The following is a 21,325-nucleotide window of genomic DNA, read 5'->3' on the forward strand; positions in this document are numbered from 1 at the left end:
ACCCATCTCTGGAGAACGAAATTCAGATATATCGACAACGTGGAGCACGAAGCTACCCTGATGACCTGTCTGCTTGCCGGCACCGGTGCTGGTAAAAGTTGCGTACAGAAACCTATCGATTTCATCATGGAGGATATCCGTAAAAGAGATGCCGAAAACCTGAAGCGTGAGAAGGAATGGAAGGATGAAATGATGCGCAAGGGTGCCAACAAGGATAAGCGCAAACGCCCTGAAAATCTGATTATTCAGGAGATTGATGCCGATATGACCAACCCTGCCTTCGTGATGCGTACCGCTGAAGCCAAGGAACATTTCCTTTATACTTCACTGAACGAAATCGACCAGTTTGATGCGCTCAAAGGTAGCGGTTATCAGCAGTTCCGCATCATGTGCCTCGCCTTTGACCCAGGTAATTTATATGGACAGACACGAGTGGGAACCCAAAGTGTCACCGAGCGTGTTACAATCCGTTTCAACTGGAATGCTTCTACCACCATCCATAAGGGCATCAGGTATTTCAAGCGTGTGCTGACCGATGGTCCGGTTTCCCGTATCAACTTCTGCACCATCCCCGAAAGAGACATCGGCGAGGATATCCCCGTCTATGGAACCTATGATGAGGATTTCAGAAATTCTCTGAAACCTTACATCGATAATCTCTGTATGGCTTCGGGATTGGTGGAATGCAAGGAGGCTTTTCATCTTGCCGAGGTGCTGAAGGATGAGAATGCGGAATTCTCCCGTCTGTCGCAGGACAGGGTCTATGAGAATCTGAGCTTCCGTGCCAACGTAATCGGCTATCTGAAGGCGTGTGTGCTCTATGTGGCGAACGGTTACCAGTGGGAGCCGGAGATTGAGGATTTCATCCGCTGGAGCGAGCGTTACGACCTCTACTGCAAGATGCGTTTCTTCGGCGATGCCATCAAGAAGGCGGAGCGTGACGGTGATCAGGAAAGCAAGAAGGGACCTATGAGCATTCTGGCATTCCTGCCCGACAAGTTCAGCTATCAGCAGGTAGAGAGCCTGCGTCTGAAAAACGACATGAACGCCAAGGGTACTGCCAAAATGTTGAGAAACTGGCTACATCGTGGGTATATCGAGAAAGAAGAAAGTGACTCAGTGACTCAGAAACTCAGTGACTCAGTTTATTTCAAGACCCATTATTAGAATGATGAAGCCTCACTCTTAGAATTATGAACGAAAAAATCTATTGTATATGGAAATAGTTTTAGAGCGTATAGCGAAGAAGAATACTTATACCATCGGCCGACTGTATCTGTTGGCTGATGGTGATGTGAAGCGCAAGGTGCTTTCCGGTAAGTCTGCCGGCGACAAGCGCAGTTTCGAACATACTTTCGACTTGAAGAAGTTGTCTAAGGACAGCTACTTCTGTGACACCCTGGAGCCTACGTGGCGCAACCTGAACGGGATAGCGCTGAAGCCCGAGGAAGTGAATGCCAAGTATAGCCGTCAGAGCGGCAAGGTGGCAAGAAAGATTCCGGGTCATACTGCCATCCCCGAGGGATCGTATCGTGTCCTCGTTACCCTGTCGCCCCGTTTCAAGGAGTGGCTGCCGTATGTGCAGGGTGTTCCCGGTTTCGAGGGCATCCGTATCCATGCCGGCAACTATCCCGATGATACCCAGGGCTGCATCCTGGTGGGCGAGAACAAGGTGAAGGGCATGGTGGTGAACTCCCGCATCTGGCTCACCCGACTGAAGAAACGCATCCAGGCGGCTGAGAATCAGGGAGAAGGCATCTGGATTACCATCATCTGATTCCGGATTACCATCATCTGATTCCGGATTACCATCATCTGATTCCGGATTATCATCATCTGATATCGCATAACCGTATGAAAAAAAGCGGCAGCCGAATCTTCCGGTTGCCGCTTCCTTTACATTTATACGCTTTTACAAGCTTTGTCTCTTTTCCAAATCCTTATTCAGCATCCTCAGCCTTCTTGCGGCGGGAAATGCGCTTGCGCTTTGGCTTCTCCTCTGTATTCGGAGTCTCGATCTTCACACCTGCCAACTCTGGGTCGATGAGGATACGGCCGCAGTACTCACAAGGGATGATCTTCTTGTGCATCTTGATATCCAACTGGCGCTGAGGTGGAATCTTGTTGAAGCAACCACCACATGCATCACGCTGCACGTAAACGATACCCAGACCGTTGCGGGCACCCTTGCGGATACGCTTGAAGCTGGCGAGCAGACGTGGCTCAATCTTCTTCTCAAGCTCCAGGGCCTTCTCCTTCAGGCGCTCCTCCTCCTCGTGAGTCTCCTCCAGGATGTCTTCCAGCTCAGCACGCTTCTCTACCAGTCCGTGCTCCAGGTCAGCCTTCTTCTCCTCAGCCTTGTGGAGGTCGAACTCACGCTCGCGCATCTTAGCCATGCCCTCGCGGATCTTCTTGTTGCAAAGCTCGATTTCCAACTCCTGGAACTCGATCTCCTTGCTCAAGGTATCATACTCGCGGTTGTTGCTCACGGTATCGAGCTGCGCATGATAGCGCTCCAGGCTAGCCTGTGCATCAGCAATCTCGTTCTGCTTCTGATAAACAGCACGGTCGAACTGCTCGATTTCGCGCTGGATGTTCTCAATACGAGTGGTGAGACCGGCGATATCATCTTCCAAGTCCTGAACTTCGAGAGGAAGCTCACCACGCAACTCACGGTTCTCGTCGATGCCCGACAAGGTTACCTGAAGCTGGTAAAGAGCCTTCAACTTCTCTTCAACTGTCAAATCTGTAGGATCTTTCTTTGCCATAATTTCTTTATTTTATCTTTAAACCTTTATTTTTACTTTATAAATAGATGATGGGATTGGTGTTGATCTCCGAGATGCAGCATTTGGCATCAGGGAAATGAGAGAGGATGATGCTGCGGAAGATTTCGCTGGTAAACTGCTCACTCTGATAGTGGCCGATGACGCAGATCTGAATCTCCTGCTCATGACCGAAATACTCGTGATAGCTCATCTCGCCCGTGATGAAGGCATCGGCTCCCGCCGCAATGGCATCGCCCAGCAGGAACGAACCCGAACCGCCGCAGAGCGCCACCTTGCGGATAGGACGACGCAAGAGCTGGTTACACTGCACGCACTCCACACCGAAACGATCCCTGAGCAGCAACACCAGGTCATCGGCAGCGATACCCTCGGCAAAATGATCCTTCACCTCATCCGAAAGCTTGCCTGCCTGGGCAGCCTTCAGGATATCCTCGTCAGAGATTTCTCCTATTACGCCGCTGCCGCCTTTCACTCCATCCACTTCCTTCTCGCCACCAAAAAACTGCACGTTCTTCAGGCCCAGCTTCTCGGCAATCTTGAAGTTCACTCCGCCTGCCGCTGCATCCATGTTGGTATGCATGGAGACGATGGTAACATCATTCTTGATCGCCTTGCGAACGGTGCGCTGCACATAGTTCTCATCCGATATCCTGGAAAGCTTTCTGAAGATGAGCGGATGATGGCTTACGATGAGGTTGCAGCCCTTCTGGACCGCTTCATCCACCACCGCCTCAGTGACGTCAAGACACAACAATGCCCCTGACATTTCTACCGCCTCTGTCAATCCAACTTGCAGGCCGGCATTATCATATCCTTCCTGCAAGGGCAGAGGCGCGTAATGTTCAAGGGCATCAACTACTTCTCTTATTTTCACGCTCCTAATATGTCTTATTTTATAATTTAGGCTGCAAAGTTACGCATTTCTCACGAAATTAGCAAGCGTTTCACTAAAAATTTTCAAAAAATTATGTAAGTTGCCGATTTTTTTAGTATATTTGCACGCATAAAACATTAAAAATACAAAAGCTTATGCATCACTCAATATTACCTTGCGATTTCGCACTTCCCGCAGAATGGGAACCACAGAGCGCCATCATGCTCACGTGGCCACACGGCGGAACGGACTGGAAGCCGTATCTGAGACAGATAACCAACACGTATCTGCAGCTCGCAGACATCATCACCCGCTACGAAGACCTGCTGGTGGTGACACCTATCCTGGAAAGCACCCAGAGAATGCTCGCCGAAAAGCTGTCGGAGGGACAGATGAGCCGCGTTCACCTCTACGAGATGGATACCAACGATACCTGGGCGCGCGACCACGGACCTATCAGCATGGTTTCGCGCGGCAGACACAATTCGCACGTCATCCCTATCCATCTGCTCGACTTCAAGTTCAACGGATGGGGCGAGAAATTCGCCTGGAAAAAGGACAATGCCATCAATCTGCAGCTCTACTATCAGGGAGCCTTCAATGCGGCGCTGGAAAACCACCAGGGCTTCGTGCTCGAAGGCGGAAGCATAGAGAGCGACGGCAAGGGTACGCTCTTCACCACATCGCAGTGCCTGCTGGCACCTCACCGCAACCAGCCTTTCACCCGCGAGAACATCGACAGCCAGCTCAGGAATTTCTTCCATGTAAGAAACGTGGTATGGCTCGACCACGGTAATCTGGTGGGTGATGATACCGACGGACATATCGACACCATCGTGAGAGTGGCTCCGCACGACACTTTATTATATGTAGGGTGCGATGATGCGGAAGATGAGCAGTATGAGGACTTCCAGGCGCTGGAGAAGCAGCTGCAGAAGATCTTCACCTACGAGGGATACCCTTACCGACTGCTGAAACTCCCGATGCCGGATGCCATCTATGACGAGGGCGACAGACTGACTACTGACAAGAACAGCAAGGGCGACAGACTGCCTGCCACCTATGCCAACTTCCTGATTCTGAACGGTGCCGTGATTTATCCTACGTACAACCAGCCAGAGAAGGACGAGGAGGCGAAGCGACAGATTCAGCTTGCCTTCCCAGACAGAGACGTGATAGGAGTAGATTCGCTCACCATCATCCGCCAGCACGGAAGCATCCACTGCCTCACCATGCAGCTGCCGGAGGGGGCTATCAAATAAAGCATTAGAAAAAACACAGACATAAATGAAACTCGGATTATTACAGTTACACATTACGGCGGACATCGCCGATAACAAGACCCGACTCGCTGAGGGCATCATCGACCTGGCGAAGCGTGGCGCAGAACTCATTGTATTGCAGGAACTTCACAACACGCTCTACTTCTGCCAGGTAGAAGATGTAGAGAATTTCGACCTTGCCGAACCGATACCCGGCCCATCTACCGAACTCTACGGCAGGCTTGCCAAGGATCTGGGCGTGGTGATTGTTACTTCGCTCTTCGAGCGCCGTGCTCCGGGCCTGTATCACAATACGGCAGTGGTGATAGAAAAGGACGGAAGCATAGCCGGAAAGTATCGCAAGATGCACATTCCGGATGACCCTGCCTACTACGAGAAGTTCTACTTCACCCCTGGCGACCTCGGATTCAAGCCGATACAGACTTCCGTAGGCAAGCTCGGCGTACTGGTGTGCTGGGACCAATGGTATCCGGAAGCAGCCCGCCTGATGGCGCTGCAGGGCGCAGACATTCTGATCTACCCTACTGCCATAGGCTATGCCACCTACGATACAGAGGAGGAGCAGCAGCGCCAGCGTGAGGCGTGGACCACCGTGATGAGAGGTCATGCCGTGGCAAACGGTTTGCCTGTAGTGGCTGTAAACCGAGTGGGATTCGAAGCTGACCCAAGCGGTCAGACCGGCGGAATCCAGTTCTGGGGCAGCAGTTTCGTGGCAGGTCCTCAGGGCGAGCTTCACTATCGTGCGAGCGATGATGAGGAAGAGAGCCTGGTGGTGGATATCGACCTGAAGCACAGCGAGGATGTACGCCGCTGGTGGCCATTCCTGCGCGACCGCCGCATCGAGAACTACGGCGATATCACCAGAAGATTCATAGATTAAGGAACTAGGTATTAAAGCTTTTGCCCTTACAGGGCGACAGGCTTGCGTCCAAAAACACCCAGGGTGTTGCCCTGGGCTAGGAGCTTCTGCCCTTTCAGGGCGCGTGGAGTCTTACATTCAAAATACAAAAGATTAGATTTTCGGGATAATGGAGAATTTGGAAGTGATGGTGGTTCTGTTCATCATCGTAGTTTTAGGTTACGTCGCCTGCAAGCTAGGCTATATGGGCGACAAGTTTGACAAGAAGCTGTCCAGCATCGTGGTAGATATCACCTGCCCGCTGCTGGTGCTCTCGTCTGTGATGGGAGATGAACTGCCCGACCGCACGTTCATTCTCCCGCTCCTGGGTGTAGGCTTCCTCACGTACATCTTATTACTGGTGTTCGGATTCGGGGTGCCCCGGCTCATCAGCAAGAACCATGACAGCCAGGGAATGATCGGTTTCGCCCTGATGTTTGCCAACGTGGGATTCATCGGATATCCTATCGTTTCGAGCATCTTCGGACCCCAGGCTATCTTCTACGCCGCCCTGCTCAACATGCCGAACACGTTTTTCATCTTCACGGCTGGCGTAATGCTCATCAAGGGCGAATACAGCGTGAAGCAGTTTAACCCGAAAGTATTGCTGAGTCCGGCTCTGATTGCGGCTGCCGTGGCAGCCTTGCTGGTGGCGCTGGGGGTTCATACGCCTGATGTCATCGCCCGTCCGGTAACGATGGTGGGCAACGTAACGGTTCCTGCCGCCCTGATGATTATCGGAAGCAGCATGGCCAAGCTGCCCCTCAAGGAGATTATCGGCAGCCCGAAGGTTTACGCTGCCTCGCTGCTCCGCCTGGTAGTGGTTCCGCTGAGCCTCTACTTCTTCTTCAAGGTATGCGGCGTGAGCGATGTGGTGAATAATATCAACACCGTGGTGATTGCGATGCCTGTAGCTAGCTTCGGCACCATGTTCTGCCTGAAATACGGCAGGAACCCGGCGCTCATCACAGAGTTGACATTCATCACTACACTGGGTAGCATCCTCACCATCCCGCTTATCACCCTGCTTTTCGGGTAGGGACAGGCGATGGGACAAAACCTAAATGCTACAACTTAACATAAAAAAGAATGTATGAGAAAAAATAAAATGATAAAAAACAGCCGCCTCCTGCTGCTCGCTATGGCGCTCGGAGGCTTTACTAATCCTACACTGGCGGCACCGATAGAACACATCGGCGACCGCTACATCATGCACGTATCTGAGATGGATCTCACGGGCGAGGAATCGCTCCTCGATGTACTGATGATGTGCCCAGAAGTCCTTACGATGGACGGTAACACCATCATCGGCGGTGATCCTTTCGCCAATCTCTACGGCCAGTTCGTCATCCGCATCGACAACCAGGAATATGGTCTCGACTACGCTACCCTGCTCCATCATTTCAAGGCGAGGGAGATAGAGAGCATCAAGGTTTGCCAGAACTCTGAGGTGATGAAGGGATGCAGCAGTCTGAAAAAGGTGATTGACATCACCCTGCGCAAGGGTGAGAACGGAGTGAGCGGAAGAGTAGGTCTCTTCGGCGACACCTATGGCGGCGGAAAGGGCATCGTGAGCGTATTGAGCCAGCAGGACAAGCTGCGCATCCTGACCCACGTAGAGGGCAACATGCAGCGCACATCCAACAGCAGTCTGGGCGATAACCCTGGCGAAGGATCAAGCCTCATCAATCACTATTCGCACGAGGGAGCCAAGATGAACATCCTCTGGACTCCTACCGAGAAGGATATGCTGGAAGTGGATGCGATGCAGACCTACACCCGAAACCATTTTACCGGTACACTAGCCGACCATGTGCGCGCCTACCATCTCCAGGCAGACTATACCCGCCTGCTGGGCGAAAAGGGAGCGAGCATCCTCTTTACCCTGGGTGCCGAGAACATCAGCGACAACGGCGGAAATGCGGCAGATGCCAGTGCGGTACCTTATCGCAACCACGCTACCTATCCGTTTATGGTAGTGGAATATGCCACTCCGGTGATTTCAGAGAACCTCTGGCTTACAGCCGGTTTCGAGGGCGGACTGTCTATCGAGAAGAACTGTGTGGCTGATTACACCAACCACTCCAACTATCAGGATCTGTATGCGCAGCTGGATTATACCATCGGCAAATGGGGCTTCATGGTGGGCGACCGATTCCGCACCATCAATTTCCGTCCGAAGCAGATTGCTACAGAAAAGAACTGGAAGCATAGTACCCACAACCATAGCTACACGGTGAGCGTATATCACAACTTTGCACCGGGCCATACCCTGCAGGGCACATTCTGCCGCCGAATCTTCAATGCCGATTTTGGCGATTTCGTTACAGCAGGCGATATGGAGGGGGCTTGGCGTCCATACTACACCAAGGACATCAGCGAGCGCCTTGCCTACGTGGCAGAGCTGAAGCATACCTACAGCAAGCCGAATCTCGTAATAAGCAATTCTATCAAGAATATCCATCAGGATCTTCCGGGTATAGATCGCGACAACACACTGGGCATCGGAACTACTGCCTTCTGGCATAAGGGAATGCTGAGGATTACCGCCGGAGTGAATTATTTCTGGGAAAAGGCTGAGATTTTCGGAGGAGAAGAAGGTATGAACTCTAAAACCAGCAAATACAGCAATTTTGCGATATTCAAGCTGGCTCCACAGCTTTCATTGCCTGCTGGCTGGCGCCTGACATCCAATATGATCTGGTGCACCCGCCGCCACACGCTTACACCAGCCTATACGCCAGCCAATCTCTATGCCGAGGTGGGCGTATATAAGAACATTGGTAAGCATCTTACCCTGGAAGGCAGATTCCACGATATCGCCGGTCAGCATTTCGGCAACCGTGCAGCCACCATGGGTTTCACCTATTACTTCTAGTTCTTCCGGAAACAATTCGGAAAGGATTCAAACTGTATGGTTGAAACGGGCTGAAGGCCCAAAAGCTCCTAGCCCAGGGCATCGCCCTGGGGAATTATGGATGCAAGCCTGCCGCCCTGTAAGGGCAAAAGCCTTCAAGTACTAGGCAATATACAAAGCTTTTGCCCTTACAGGGCGCCTTGTTGACTGCGAGTAAACCCAGGGCGGTGCCCTGGGCTAGGAGCTTCTGCCCTTTCAGGGCGTATTGGGTAATTTCATCCGTACAATTCGGAAGGAACAATCATAAAAATGATGATCCCGACTCTCCAAGAAGAAGGAGGGTCGGGATTCTCATTTATATAGTATTTATGAACTTATAATCGTATGTTGATTCCTGAAAACATTTTATGTTGACTATCTCTCTCAACTATATCTTATGCTGATAACACTCTTTTTATAGAGAATCTCTCTGATATTCATTAAAAAATATATTGATATGACCAGAATTCCAACTTAACAATCTTTTTATCTTCAGATGAGCGGCATTCCTGCCTTCTCACATTCTGTTCTCATATCTTCCGGCCAGATACTAGCCTGAATCTCGCCGATGTGCGCCTTGTGGAGCAGCACCATGCAGAGACGGCTCTGACCGATACCACCACCGATACTCAATGGCAACTTGTCGTTCAGGAGCTGCTGGTGGAAATAGAGCTTCTCTCTATCTTCCTTGCCTTCCAGCTTCAACTGGCGAAGCAGGCTCTCCTTGTCAACACGGATACCCATAGAGCTCAGCTCGAAGCTTCTGCCCAACACCGGATACCAGATCAGGATATCACCATTCAATCCTTCCTTGCCATTCTCGGCTACGGTGCTCCAGTCGTCATAGTCAGGAGCACGGCCATCATGCTTCTTTCCATCGCTCAACTTTCCGCCGATACCCTCTACAAATACGGCGCCATATTTCTTGCAGATAGCATCCTCGCGCTCCTTAGGAGTCTTGTCAGGATACATATCGAGCAAATCCTGCGCATGGATAAAATGAATCTCCTTTGGCAGGAAAGGCTTCAGCTGTGGATAGTGCTCGCAAGCCAGAAACTCGGTGCGGAGGATGGCTGCATAGATGCGGCGAACCACATCTTCAAGGAATGAAATGGTACGATCACCCTTCGTAATCACAGCCTCCCAGTCCCACTGGTCCACATAGAGCGAATGAAGATTATCAAGCTCCTCATCGGCACGGATGGCGTTCATATCGGTATAGACACCATAGCCCGGCTCTATCTCATATTCTGCCAAGGTCAAGCGCTTCCATTTAGCCAGAGAGTGAACCACCTCAGCCTTTGCTTCACCCAAATCCTTGATAGGGAAAGTTACAGGGCGCTCCACTCCATTCAGGTCGTCATTGATACCCAAACCCTTCAATACGAAGAGAGGGGCGGTGACACGGCGCAAGCGCAACTCTGTGGACAGGTTCTGCTGGAAGAACTCTTTTATCATTTTGATACCCATTTCGGTCTGGCGCATATCCAGCAGCGCCTCATACCCTTCGGGTTTTATCAGATTACTCATTTTATCTATTATATATCGTTTATAGTTTCTTATTTTACTGTTTATCTTACTTTCACGCTGCAAAGATACAAATTTATTATTAATCTGCAAGCGTTTTTCGAAAATATTTCGCAAAATGATAGTATTTTTTAGATTTTAAGTATCATTTTGTAGAAAAATTCACCGCTTTTTCTCCCTATACATTATATATATAGAAAAAAAATGAGCCAAATATTTGGTTATTCGAAATAAAAAATGTACTTTTGCAGTCAATTACTCCTAAGGGGTAGGCGGCGTTTGCCGATAAATCACCAATTCTGGTCTCGTAGCTTAGTTGAATAGAGCGTCAGATTCCGGTTCTGAAGGTCGTGGGTTTGAGTCCCACCGAGATCACTACTACATTAAGATTTAATATAAGAACATGGATTTAGTAGAACGTTTCATTAACTATACAAAATTCGACACACAGTCGAGCGAAGACTCTGAAAGTGTGCCAAGCACGGCAAAACAGTTGGATTTTGCCAAGTACCTGAAGCACGAACTGGAGGAAGAAGGTCTGAGCGACGTAGAGATGGACGATATGGGCTACATCTACGCCACCCTGAAGGGCAATACCAAGAAAAAGACTCCTACCATCGGCTTCATCTCTCACATGGACACCAGCCCTGATGCCAGCGGAAAAGACATCAAGGCCCGCGTCATCGAGAATTACGACGGCGAGGATATCGAACTCAGTCCGGGCATCATCTCCAGCGTAGAAAAATTCCCAGAACTCAAGGCGCACAAGGGCGAGGACATCATCGTAACTGATGGAACTACCCTGCTCGGTGCAGACGACAAGGCGGGCATCGCTGAAATCGTACAGGCAATGTGCTACCTACGCGACCATAAGGAAATCAAGCACGGAGACATCCGCGTGGCTTTCAATCCAGACGAGGAAATCGGCATGGGCGCCCATCACTTCGATGTAGAGAAGTTCGGCTGCGACTGGGCTTACACCATCGACGGCGGCGACCTGGGCGACCTGGAATACGAGAACTTCAATGCTGCTGCTGCCAAGATCTACATCAAGGGCGTGAGCGTGCATACAGGTTATGCCAAGGGCAAGATGATCAACGCAAGCCGACTGGCTGTGGAATTCCAGAACATGATTCCTGAGACAGAAACTCCTGAACAGACCGAAGGTTACCAGGGCTTCTACCACCTGCTCGGCATCGAAAGCCGCTGCGAGGAAGCCAAGCTCAGCTACATCATCCGCGACCACGACCGCCAGAAGTTTGAGGCTCGCAAGGATTTCCTCGAAGACTGCGTCAAGAAAATGAACGAGAAGTACGGCGAGGGAACTGTTACGGCAGAAATCTACGACCAGTACTACAACATGAAGGAGAAAATAGATCCAAACATGCATGTCATCGACATAGTGCTCCGTGCCATGCAGGAGAGTGGCGTTCCACCTCGCGTAGAGCCAATCCGTGGCGGCACAGATGGTGCACAGCTCAGCTTCAAGGGTCTTCCTTGTCCAAACATCTTTGCCGGTGGCGTCAACTTCCACGGTCCTCACGAATTCGTGAGCGTACAGGTGATGCAGAAGGTAGTGGATACTATCGTAAAGATTGCGGAAATCACAGAAGAGTATAACGACTAATATATATGGGGAATTTAGGAGAAATCTAAATTCCCCATTTTCATAAACTGACTATTTTTTAGAGAGATTATCATTTTCATAAACAGAAAAATATGGCAGAAATTCCCTATTTAGTAAAAGACCTCGCCCTCATCCTGATGGTGGCTGGCATTGTTACCCTCATCTTCAAGCGGCTCAAGCAGCCTCTGGTGCTGGGTTACATCGTGGCGGGCTTCCTCGTGTCACCCCACATGCCATATACCATGTCGGTGATGGACGAGACGGATATCCAGACCTGGGCAGACATCGGTGTCATCTTCACCCTCTTCTCGCTCGGTCTCGATTTCTCCTTCAAGAAAATCGTGAAGATGGGAGCCTTGCCCATCATCGCCTGCATCGTCATCGTCTTTTCCATGATGATGCTGGGCATCAGCGTGGGCCACAGCTTCGGCTGGGGCAGGATGGACTGCATCTTCCTGGGTGGTATGCTCGCCATGAGTTCCACCACCATTATATATAAGGCTTTCGACGATATGGGACTGCGACAGCAGAAGTTTGCCTCCATGGTGATGAGCGTGCTCATCCTGGAAGACATCCTTGCCATCGTGATGATGGTGATGCTTTCCGCCATCGCCGGAGGCAACAATCCGGATGGCGAACAGATGTTTGCATCGGTACTGAGGATTGGCTTCTTCCTGGTATTATGGTTTATCGTGGGCATCTTTGCCATCCCGCTCTTCCTGCGCTCAGTCAGGAAGTTCATCAATGGCGAAACCCTGCTCATCGTTTCCCTGGGACTGTGCTGCGGCATGGCTGTATTATCTACCAAGGTAGGTTTTTCAAGCGCTTTCGGAGCCTTCGTCATGGGTAGCATCCTGGCAGAAACCATTGAGGCAGAGAAGATTATCAAGCTGGTAGAACCGGTAAAGAATCTCTTCGGAGCCATCTTCTTCGTATCGGTAGGTATGCTGGTAGATCCCAACATTCTGGTAGAATATGCCGTTCCTATCCTCGCGCTCGTGGCAGCCATTCTGATAGGACAGGCAACATTGGGAACCTTCGGATTCATGCTGGGCGGCGAATCATTGAAGTCGGCGATGCGCTGCGGATTCTCGATGGCGCAGATTGGCGAGTTCTCCTTCATCATCGCCTCACTGGGATTGTCGCTGGGAGTTATCAGCAACTTCCTCTATCCGGTAGTGGTGGCAGTTTCAGTCATCACCACCTTCCTCACCCCTTACATGATCCGACTGGCGCAGCCTTCCTATCAGCTGATGGAGAAGCATCTGCCTAGCAAATTCATCAACATCCTGAACCATTTTGCGATGAGCCGCCCCTCTACCCAACAGCAGAGTAAGTGGAAATCACTGATCCGCCAGATGGCCATCAACACCGTGGCATACTCCATCCTTTCGGCTGCGGCGATAGCGATGATGTTCACCTTCGTCCTGCCTCTGATGCGCAATATGCTGCCAGGCTGGAATCTTCACTGGTATGCCAACGCCATCACGGGTCTGCTCACCATCGTAATCATATCGCCTTTCCTGCGAGCCATCGTGATGAAGAAGAATCACAGCCCGGAATGGAAGCGACTGTGGGTGGAGAGCAGCATCAACCGCATTCCGCTACTCTTCACGGTATTCGTGAGATACGTCATCGCCCTGGGCTTCATCTTCTATATCATCAACTATCTGTCCCGATTCACCAATGCGCTGATGGTATGCATCGGAGCCGTGATCGTACTGCTGATGTTGGGTTCACGCCGCATCAAGAAACGAAGCATCGTGATGGAGCGCCTCTTCCTGCACAACCTGCGTTCGCGCGATATTGCCGCACAGGTGAACGGCGAAAAGCGCCCGCTCTACGAGGGTCATCTGCTGGACAGAGATATCCATATCAGTGAAATCGAGGTACCGGAAGACAGCATCTGGTGTGGCAAATCACTGAAGGAACTGCACCTCCGCCAGCGTTTCGGCATCGATATGAGCAGCATCCGAAGGGGGTCGCAGCGCCTGAACATCCCGAATGGCGACACCGTGATATTCCCTGGCGACAAGCTTCAGATCATCGGTAACGACGACCAGGTACACAAGTTTGCCCAGGCGCTCACCACCGAGCTAGCCCCGGAAGATCTGGAGATAGAGAAACGGGAGATGAAGCTCCGCCAGCTCATCATCAGCGGCGGAAGCGAATTTCTGGGAAAGACGCTGGAAGAGAGCGGAATCCGCAACAAGTACAACTGTATGGTTGTAGGATTGGAAGAGGGTCAGGAGAACCTTACCCACATTCTCCCTTCCCGCGTTTTCGAAAAAGGCGATATCATCTGGCTGGTAGGCGAAGAAGCCGACCTGCAGAAGATTCAGGAAAAGAGCTAAATAAAAGAACGAAAAAAGCTAGCAGGAAAAATCTGCTAGCTTTTTTGTTTTTTGCCATAAAAGATTAATCTTATGGTAATAATCTTATCTTACGGTGATAACCTTATCTTACGGTGATATGGAAGCAACCCTGTTTTACCTCGTATTTGATATAACAGCGGTTCTTCTCACGGAAATCCCTCAACACCTCGCTGAAAACCCACTTCAGGGTATCATCCTGCACCTGACGGCGAGGCTGCTTCTCCGTCTGAATCTGCTTGTACCGGTTGTAGCAGACATCGAAGGTAGTACCATAGAGATGGCACGAATTCTCGGTAGCATTGCCGTTTCGGGTTCTCAGTTTCGACACATCATCCTTGGTACGCAAGATACTGGTAACAATAATTTTATGCAAAGGAATGCCCTTAATCTGCAGCGAATCAAAATACGCCCGACCGATATCCTGCAACAATACCGAAGCCCTAGGCACCAGATAAGGAATGCTGTTGTTCAACTTATCCACATAAAAGAAAGGATTGCTGCCCACATACACCAGTTTACCCTTGCTATGCTCAGCCTCCTCACGGTTCTGAACCGGAGCCACGCCATGCCTGCTGGCAGCCACAATCTGTACATCCTGCTGATCAGGGAAGGTATTTCCGAAATGAGGCACCGAGAAAATGCGATGCTTCACCTCCTTGCCATTCTTATCGAAAAATATCGAAAAACTGCCATCAGAGGCTGTATCAGGAGTTACCGACAGTTCATCCTGAGCACCAGCCGAAGCCATTAAATCTCCTCTTAATGAATCGATTGCCGTACTGTCTTTCCCATCAGAACGAGCCGTTAACCTAGGCTCAGCCACACTCGGAAAAATAACACGGACCAGTGCCAACAACAGCACGACTACCAAAAAACCTTGCAAATATCTATTCTTACTAATCTTCATAACTAAAAATTTCCTGCAAAGGTAACAAAAAGTATTGAAATATTTGCTCAATTCACAGAAAAGTAGTAATTTTGCAGCGTTATATAACATTATTTAGAACATTAAGGTTGCAAACCAATAAGAAATATAAATATTTTGATAGAGAAACATATTATACTCGAAGATATAGATCCAGTGATGTTCTATGGCGTAGGAAATGGTAACCTACAGATGATTAAGTCACTGTATCCTAAGTTGCGTATCGTTGCACGCGACAACGTGATTCGTGTGCTCGGCGACGAGGAGGAGATGGCGAAAGCAGAAGAAGACATTGAGCTGATGCGCAAGCACTTAGCTAAATACAACATGCTCAATGAAGAGGATATCCTTGATATTGTGAAAGGCAAACAGACCAAAGCAGACTCCGTGAAAGGCGTGCTGGTATATAGCATCAGCGGCCGACCTATCAAGAGCCGCAGCGAGAACCAGCAGCAGCTCATCGAGGCTTACGAAAAGAACGATATGATATTTGCTGTGGGTCCTGCCGGAACCGGTAAGACCTACCTCAGCATCGCCCTTGCCGTGAAAGCCCTCAAGGAGAAAGCTATCAAGAAGATCATCCTCTCAAGACCTGCCGTAGAAGCAGGCGAAAAGCTCGGATTCCTGCCGGGCGACATGAAAGATAAGATAGACCCTTACCTGCAACCGCTCTATGATGCGTTGGAAGATATGATTCCTGCCGTCAAGTTGCAAGATATGATGGAAAAGCACATTATCCAGATTGCGCCACTCGCCTTCATGCGTGGACGCACCCTCAGCGACGCCGTCGTCATCCTCGACGAGGCGCAGAATACAACCTCACAGCAGATCAGAATGTTCCTTACCCGTATGGGCATGAACACCAAGATGATCATCACCGGCGACCTGACCCAGATAGACCTGCCTAGAGAGCAGCGAAGCGGACTGAAGGAAGCACTCAAGATTCTTGACGGGGTAGAAGGCATCGGAGTGGTGAAGCTGGGGCAGAAGGATATTGTGCGACACAAGCTCGTAACCCGCATCGTCAACGCATACGACAAGTATGACAAGGAGAGAGCGGAAGCACGAGAAGCGCTGAAAGCAGAAAAAGATAATTCAAAATAATCAGAATTAAGAATGAACAGAATGATTATTCAAAGCATATCATCAAGTTCAAAGTTCAAAATTCAAAGTTCAAAGTAAAATGAAAGCATTAACAAAAACAGATTTCCATTTCGATGGACAGAAGAGTGTTTACCACGGTAAAGTACGTGATGTGTATGACATTAACGACGACATCCTCGTGATGGTCGCTACCGACAGAATCTCAGCATTCGATGTTGTTCTGCCAAAGGGTATTCCATTCAAGGGCCAGGTGCTCAACCAGATTGCAGCTAAGTTCCTGGACACAACTACAGATATCTGTCCAAACTGGAAGTTGGCTACTCCAGACCCTATGGTTACAGTAGGTTTGAAGTGCGAAGGTTTCCGCGTGGAGATGATCATCCGTTCTATCCTCACCGGTAGTGCATGGCGTGACTATCAGAAGGGATGCCGCGAGATCTGCGGTGTGAAGTTGCCTGACGGAATGCGCGAGAACGAGCGTTTCCCAGAGCCTATCATCACCCCTACTACAAAGGCTGACGAGGGTCACGACATGAACATCTCTAAGGAAGAGATCATCGCCCAGGGCATTGTTAGTGCAGAGGATTACGCTGTAATGGAGGACTATACACGCCGCATCTTCGCCCGTGGCCAGGAAATCGCTGCCAAGCAGGGATTGATCCTCGTTGATACCAAGTATGAGTTCGGCAAGCGCGACGGCAAGGTTTATCTCATCGACGAGATCCATACTCCAGACTCTAGCCGCTACTTCTACGCAGACGGCTACGAGGAGAAGTTCGAGAAGGGTGAGCCACAGCGCCAGCTTTCTAAGGAATTCGTTCGCCAGTGGCTCATTGAGCACAACTTCATGAACCAGCCTGGTCAGACTATGCCAGAGATTACCGACGAGTATGCAGAGAGCGTATCCGACCGCTACATCGAGCTGTACGAGCACATCACAGGCGAGAAGTTCGACAAGGCTGCTGAGGAAGGCGACATCGCCGCCCGCATCGAGAAGAACGTAAGCGAGTGGCTTGCTGCACACAAGTAATATATAAATAAGGTATATTGCTCGACAAAAGTAAGTAATATATAAATAATGTATAAACAAGAACAGATTAAGCCCTACGAGGGCACAGGAGAAAAGGGAAAGTTGGTAGAGGAGATGTTTGATAACATCGCCCCTACCTACGACACCCTGAACCACCGCCTCTCGTGGGATATCGATAAGGGATGGCGCAAGAAGGCAATCAAGCGGCTTGCGCCCTTCTCTCCAAAGAAAATGCTCGACATCGCCACAGGCACCGGCGACTTCGCCATCCTATCCGCACAGATGCTGCATCCCGACAAGCTCGTGGGAGCAGATATCTCGCAGGGGATGATGGAGATAGGAAGACAGAAAGTGAAGCACCTGGGACTGGACCAGGTAATCCGCTTCGACAAGGAAGACTGCCTCAACCTCTCGTACGAAGACAACACCTTTGATGCGGTAACAGCCGCCTTCGGCATCCGCAACTTCCAGAACCTGGACCAGGGACTGCGCGAAATGTGCCGAGTACTGAAGAAGGGAGGACATCTCTGCATCGTGGAACTCACCACTCCAGTCAGCTTCCCGATGAAGCAGCTGTTCCACATCTATTCGCATACCGTATTGCCTATCTACGGTAAGCTGATATCGAAAGACCAGAGTGCCTACAGCTATCTCACCAAGACCATCGAGGCATTCCCACAGGGAGAAACGATGATGGAGGTATTCAAGAAGGCAGGATTCGAAAAGGCTGAGTTCAAGAGACTCACCTTCGGCATCTGCACCCTTTATTTCGCAACAAAATAAAACAAAGATATTATGGACAAGTATGGACTCATAGGTTATCCCCTAGGACATTCGTTCTCAAAAGGCTACTTCAACGAGAAGTTTGAGAACGAGGGCATCGATGCCCAATATATCAACTTCGAGATTCCATCCATCGAGGATCTCACCGAGATTCTCGACTCTAATCCGGAGTTAAAAGGCCTCAATGTAACCATCCCTTACAAGGAGAAGGTAATCAGTTATCTTGATCAGGTTAGCCCCGAGGCAAATGCCATTGGAGCTGTCAACGTGGTGAAAGTGGAGCATAAAGGCGACGAGACTATCCTCAAGGGATACAACAGTGATGTCATCGGTTTCACCCAGAGCATCGAACCTTTCATCGAGTCTTTCCACAAGAAGGCATTGATTCTCGGTACGGGCGGTGCATCCAAAGCCATCAACTACGGCTTGAAATCGCTCGGACTGGAGACTGTCTTCGTGAGTCGATACGAACGTCCAGGTACTATCCAGTACGATAAAATCACCCCTGAGGTCATCAAGGAATACAATGTCATCGTGAATTGTACGCCTGTAGGTATGTATCCTCATGTAGATGAGTGCCCTCCACTGCCTTACGAGGCGATGGATACCCATACACTACTCTACGACCTCATCTACAATCCCGATGAAACCCTCTTCATGAAGAAGGGAAAAGAGCGCGGAGCCACAGTGAAGAATGGCTTGGAAATGCTCTTGCTGCAAGCTTTTGCATCATGGGATTTCTGGCAAGAAGAAAAATAAGCATATCATAAAGTTCAATGTTCAAAGATCAAAATAAGAATATGAGTAACAATAGATACATGATGCGCGGTGTAAGCGCAGCAAAGGAAGATGTTCACAACGCTATCAAGAACATCGACAAGGGTATTTTCCCACAGGCTTTCTGCAAGATTATCCCTGATATCCTGGGAGGTGACCCAGAGTATTGCAACATTATGCATGCCGACGGTGCAGGTACCAAGTCTAGCTTGGCATACATGTACTGGAAGGAGACTGGCGACCTCTCTGTATGGAAGGGTATCGCTCAGGATGCTATCGTGATGAATACCGACGACCTGCTCTGCGTGGGTGCCGTAGATAACATCCTCGTCAGCTCTACCATCGGCCGCAACAAGATGCTCATCCCTGGCGAGGTGATCTCAGCTATCATCAACGGTACTGACGACCTGCTCCACGAGATGCGCGAGATGGGTATCGGCATCTATCCTACAGGCGGTGAGACTGCCGATGTAGGCGACCTGGTTCGTACCATCATCGTTGACTCTACCGTAACCTGCCGCATGAAGCGCAGCGACGTCATCGACAATGCCAATATCCGCCCAGGCGATGTTATCGTAGGTCTTTCTTCTACAGGTCAGGCTACATACGAGAAGAAGTACAACGGCGGTATGGGTAGCAACGGTTTGACTTCTGCCCGCCACGATGTATTCGCCAAGTATCTCGCAGAAAACTATCCTGAGAGCTACGATCACGCAGTGCCAGACGAGTTGGTTTACAGCGGTAAGTATAAGTTGACCGATGAGGTTGAGGGTTCTCCTATCAATGCCGGAGAGCTGGTACTCTCTCCTACCCGTACCTATGCCCCAGTAATCAAGAAGCTCCTGGATGAGCTTCGCCCAGAGGTTCACGGTATGGTTCACTGCACAGGTGGTGCCCAGACCAAGGTTCTGCACTTCGTAAGCGAAAACTGCAAGGTAGTGAAGGACAACATGTTCCCAGTACCTCCACTCTTCAAGGCAATCCACGACTGCTCAGAGACCGACTGGAAGGAGATGTATCAGGTATTCAACATGGGTCACCGCATGGAAATCTACGTTCGCCCAGAGGTAGCCGAGAAGGTTATCGCCATCAGCAAGAGCTTCAACATCGATGCCCAGATTGTGGGTCACATCGAGGAAGGCAAGCGCAGCCTGACCATCAAGAGCGAATTCGGAACATTCGAATACTAAAAAAGAATTTAAAATTAATGGATAATAACAACATATTACAGAAGCTAGAAGGCTTAGAGAACCGATACGAGGAAGTAAGCACCCTCATTACCGACCCTGATGTCATCGCCGACCAGCCACGCTACGTGAAGCTCACCAAGGAGTGGAAAGACCTTGGCGACATCATGGACGCACGCAAGCGATACATCAACTGTCTGAACAGCATCAAGGAGGCTAAGGATATCCTCGCCAACGAAAGCGACCCTGAAATGAAGGAGATGGCTCGCGAGGAACTCAACGAGAACGAGGCGCTGCAGCCTAAGCTCGAAGAAGAAATCAAGATCGCCCTGGTTCCTAAGGATCCAGAGGATGCCAAGAATGTACAGATGGAGATCCGTGGCGGTGCCGGTGGCGACGAGGCTGCCCTCTTCGCCGGTGACCTCTTTGCCATGTATAAGAAATATTGTGAGTCTAAGGGATGGACCATCAGCGTGACATCTGTCTCTGAAGGTGCAGTAGGTGGATACAAGGAAATCGACTTCGCCGTAAGCGGAACAGACGTTTATGGTACCTTGAAGTATGAGTCTGGTGTTCACCGTGTTCAGCGTGTGCCAGCTACTGAGACTCAGGGCCGTATGCATACCTCAGCCGCTACCGTGGCTGTATTGCCAGAAGCAGACAAGTTTGAGGTGAACATCAACGAAGGCGATATCAAGTGGGATACCTTCCGAAGCTCAGGTGCCGGTGGTCAGAACGTGAACAAGGTGGAGTCTGGAGTTCGCCTCCGCTATCCTTGGAAGAACCCTAACACAGGCGAGGTAGAGGAAATCCTCATCGAGTGTACCGAGACCCGTGACCAGCCAAAGAACAAGGAGCGTGCCTTGAGCCGCCTCTATACCTTCATCCACGACCGTGAGCATCAGAAGTATGTTGACGATATCGCCAGCCGCCGTAAGAGCCTCGTCTCTACCGGTGACCGTAGTGCGAAGATTCGTACCTACAACTTCCCACAGGGCCGTGTTACCGACCACCGTATCGGTTACACCACCCACGACCTCAATGGTTTCCTGGCTGGTAACATCCAGGATATGATTGATGCCTTGACCGTGGCTGAGAACGCAGAGAAACTGAAAGAAACAGAATTGTAAAACCCTTACCGAGGTTTTGTATGTGGCTCCGCAGTTTTAAAGCTTTTGCCCTTACAGGGCGACAGGTCTGATGACATGATTACCCAGGGTGTTGCCCTGGGCTAGGGGCTTCTGCCCTTT

The 21,325-nt window shown here is 50.2% G+C and carries 17 protein-coding genes, 1 tRNA gene and 1 pseudogene; 15 read left to right on the forward strand and 4 right to left on the reverse strand.

Going from position 1 to position 21,325, the window contains the following annotated elements; all coding sequences use genetic code 11:
* Together AAAT87_RS09935 and AAAT87_RS09940 are read left to right on the forward strand one after the other, a co-directional pair.
* Positions 1 to 1,167: pseudogene (locus AAAT87_RS09935) on the forward strand (hypothetical protein); the annotation flags it as partial.
* Between the two features lie 49 nt (positions 1,168 to 1,216).
* On the forward strand, positions 1,217 to 1,777 hold the full coding sequence (locus AAAT87_RS09940) for a DUF5675 family protein (RefSeq protein ID WP_294708979.1): 561 nt from the start codon (positions 1,217 to 1,219) through the stop codon (positions 1,775 to 1,777).
* A 163-nt stretch (positions 1,778 to 1,940) separates the two neighbouring features.
* Here AAAT87_RS09940 and AAAT87_RS09945 read toward each other — a convergent pair whose 3' ends face one another.
* Both AAAT87_RS09945 and AAAT87_RS09950 read right to left on the reverse strand, forming a co-directional pair.
* Positions 1,941 to 2,768, reverse strand: a complete 828-nt coding sequence (locus tag AAAT87_RS09945) for a zinc ribbon domain-containing protein (RefSeq protein WP_296974961.1) — start codon at positions 2,766 to 2,768, stop codon at positions 1,941 to 1,943.
* A 37-nt stretch (positions 2,769 to 2,805) separates the two neighbouring features.
* Entirely contained in the window at positions 2,806 to 3,663 is an 858-nt protein-coding gene (locus AAAT87_RS09950) for a Nif3-like dinuclear metal center hexameric protein (RefSeq protein WP_298529821.1), read from the reverse strand.
* Between the two features lie 155 nt (positions 3,664 to 3,818).
* Here AAAT87_RS09950 and AAAT87_RS09955 point away from each other — a divergent pair, with 155 nt between their 5' ends.
* From AAAT87_RS09955 to AAAT87_RS09970, 4 genes are all read left to right on the forward strand, one after another.
* Positions 3,819 to 4,925: an agmatine deiminase family protein gene (locus tag AAAT87_RS09955; RefSeq protein WP_296974965.1), complete on the forward strand. Its 1,107-nt coding sequence runs from the start codon at positions 3,819 to 3,821 to the stop codon at positions 4,923 to 4,925.
* A gap of 25 nt (positions 4,926 to 4,950) precedes the next feature.
* On the forward strand, positions 4,951 to 5,826 hold the full coding sequence (locus AAAT87_RS09960; RefSeq protein ID WP_296974968.1) for a carbon-nitrogen hydrolase: 876 nt from the start codon (positions 4,951 to 4,953) through the stop codon (positions 5,824 to 5,826).
* Between the two features lie 148 nt (positions 5,827 to 5,974).
* Entirely contained in the window at positions 5,975 to 6,883 is a 909-nt protein-coding gene (locus tag AAAT87_RS09965) for an AEC family transporter (RefSeq protein ID WP_349226326.1), read from the forward strand.
* 54 nt (positions 6,884 to 6,937) lie between these two features.
* On the forward strand, positions 6,938 to 8,722 hold the full coding sequence (locus AAAT87_RS09970; protein ID WP_349226327.1) for a hypothetical protein: 1,785 nt from the start codon (positions 6,938 to 6,940) through the stop codon (positions 8,720 to 8,722).
* Positions 8,723 to 9,232: 510 nt separating this feature from the next.
* Here AAAT87_RS09970 and asnA read toward each other — a convergent pair.
* On the reverse strand, positions 9,233 to 10,270 hold the full coding sequence (gene asnA, locus AAAT87_RS09975) for an aspartate--ammonia ligase (protein WP_296972842.1): 1,038 nt from the start codon (positions 10,268 to 10,270) through the stop codon (positions 9,233 to 9,235).
* A gap of 298 nt (positions 10,271 to 10,568) precedes the next feature.
* Between asnA and AAAT87_RS09980 the strand changes: the two genes are divergently transcribed.
* The 3 genes from AAAT87_RS09980 (at position 10,569) to AAAT87_RS09990 (ending at position 14,248) form a co-directional block, all read left to right on the forward strand.
* Positions 10,569 to 10,642 (forward strand) — tRNA-Arg (locus AAAT87_RS09980).
* A gap of 28 nt (positions 10,643 to 10,670) precedes the next feature.
* Entirely contained in the window at positions 10,671 to 11,894 is a 1,224-nt protein-coding gene (gene pepT, locus AAAT87_RS09985; RefSeq protein WP_295025043.1) for a peptidase T, read from the forward strand.
* A gap of 92 nt (positions 11,895 to 11,986) precedes the next feature.
* Entirely contained in the window at positions 11,987 to 14,248 is a 2,262-nt protein-coding gene (locus AAAT87_RS09990) for a cation:proton antiporter domain-containing protein (RefSeq protein ID WP_295025042.1), read from the forward strand.
* 103 nt (positions 14,249 to 14,351) lie between these two features.
* Here AAAT87_RS09990 and AAAT87_RS09995 read toward each other — a convergent pair whose 3' ends face one another.
* Positions 14,352 to 15,176: a DUF5715 family protein gene (locus AAAT87_RS09995; protein WP_296972841.1), complete on the reverse strand. Its 825-nt coding sequence runs from the start codon at positions 15,174 to 15,176 to the stop codon at positions 14,352 to 14,354.
* A 135-nt stretch (positions 15,177 to 15,311) separates the two neighbouring features.
* On the opposite strand from AAAT87_RS09995, the gene AAAT87_RS10000 reads away from it, so the two are divergent.
* The 6 genes from AAAT87_RS10000 (at position 15,312) to prfA (ending at position 21,205) form a co-directional block, all read left to right on the forward strand.
* A complete protein-coding gene (locus AAAT87_RS10000; RefSeq protein WP_295025040.1) occupies positions 15,312 to 16,298 on the forward strand; it encodes a PhoH family protein in 987 nt (328 codons plus the stop codon).
* 79 nt (positions 16,299 to 16,377) lie between these two features.
* The gene (locus AAAT87_RS10005; protein WP_217764422.1) at positions 16,378 to 17,328 is read left to right on the forward strand and encodes a phosphoribosylaminoimidazolesuccinocarboxamide synthase; all 951 of its coding nucleotides are present in this window, start codon (positions 16,378 to 16,380) and stop codon (positions 17,326 to 17,328) included.
* Between the two features lie 48 nt (positions 17,329 to 17,376).
* Complete coding sequence (gene ubiE, locus AAAT87_RS10010) at positions 17,377 to 18,111, forward strand: bifunctional demethylmenaquinone methyltransferase/2-methoxy-6-polyprenyl-1,4-benzoquinol methylase UbiE (RefSeq protein WP_295025039.1); 735 nt, start codon at positions 17,377 to 17,379, stop codon at positions 18,109 to 18,111.
* 12 nt (positions 18,112 to 18,123) lie between these two features.
* Complete coding sequence (locus AAAT87_RS10015) at positions 18,124 to 18,870, forward strand: shikimate dehydrogenase family protein (RefSeq protein ID WP_295025038.1); 747 nt, start codon at positions 18,124 to 18,126, stop codon at positions 18,868 to 18,870.
* Positions 18,871 to 18,929: 59 nt separating this feature from the next.
* Complete coding sequence (locus AAAT87_RS10020; protein ID WP_349226335.1) at positions 18,930 to 20,078, forward strand: AIR synthase-related protein; 1,149 nt, start codon at positions 18,930 to 18,932, stop codon at positions 20,076 to 20,078.
* Positions 20,079 to 20,095: 17 nt separating this feature from the next.
* Positions 20,096 to 21,205: a peptide chain release factor 1 gene (gene prfA, locus AAAT87_RS10025; RefSeq protein WP_349226328.1), complete on the forward strand. Its 1,110-nt coding sequence runs from the start codon at positions 20,096 to 20,098 to the stop codon at positions 21,203 to 21,205.
* Positions 21,206 to 21,325 lie beyond the last annotated feature (120 nt).

Source organism: Segatella sinensis, from assembly GCF_040095255.1.
Taxonomy (GTDB): Bacteria; Bacteroidota; Bacteroidia; order Bacteroidales; family Bacteroidaceae; genus Prevotella; species Prevotella sinensis.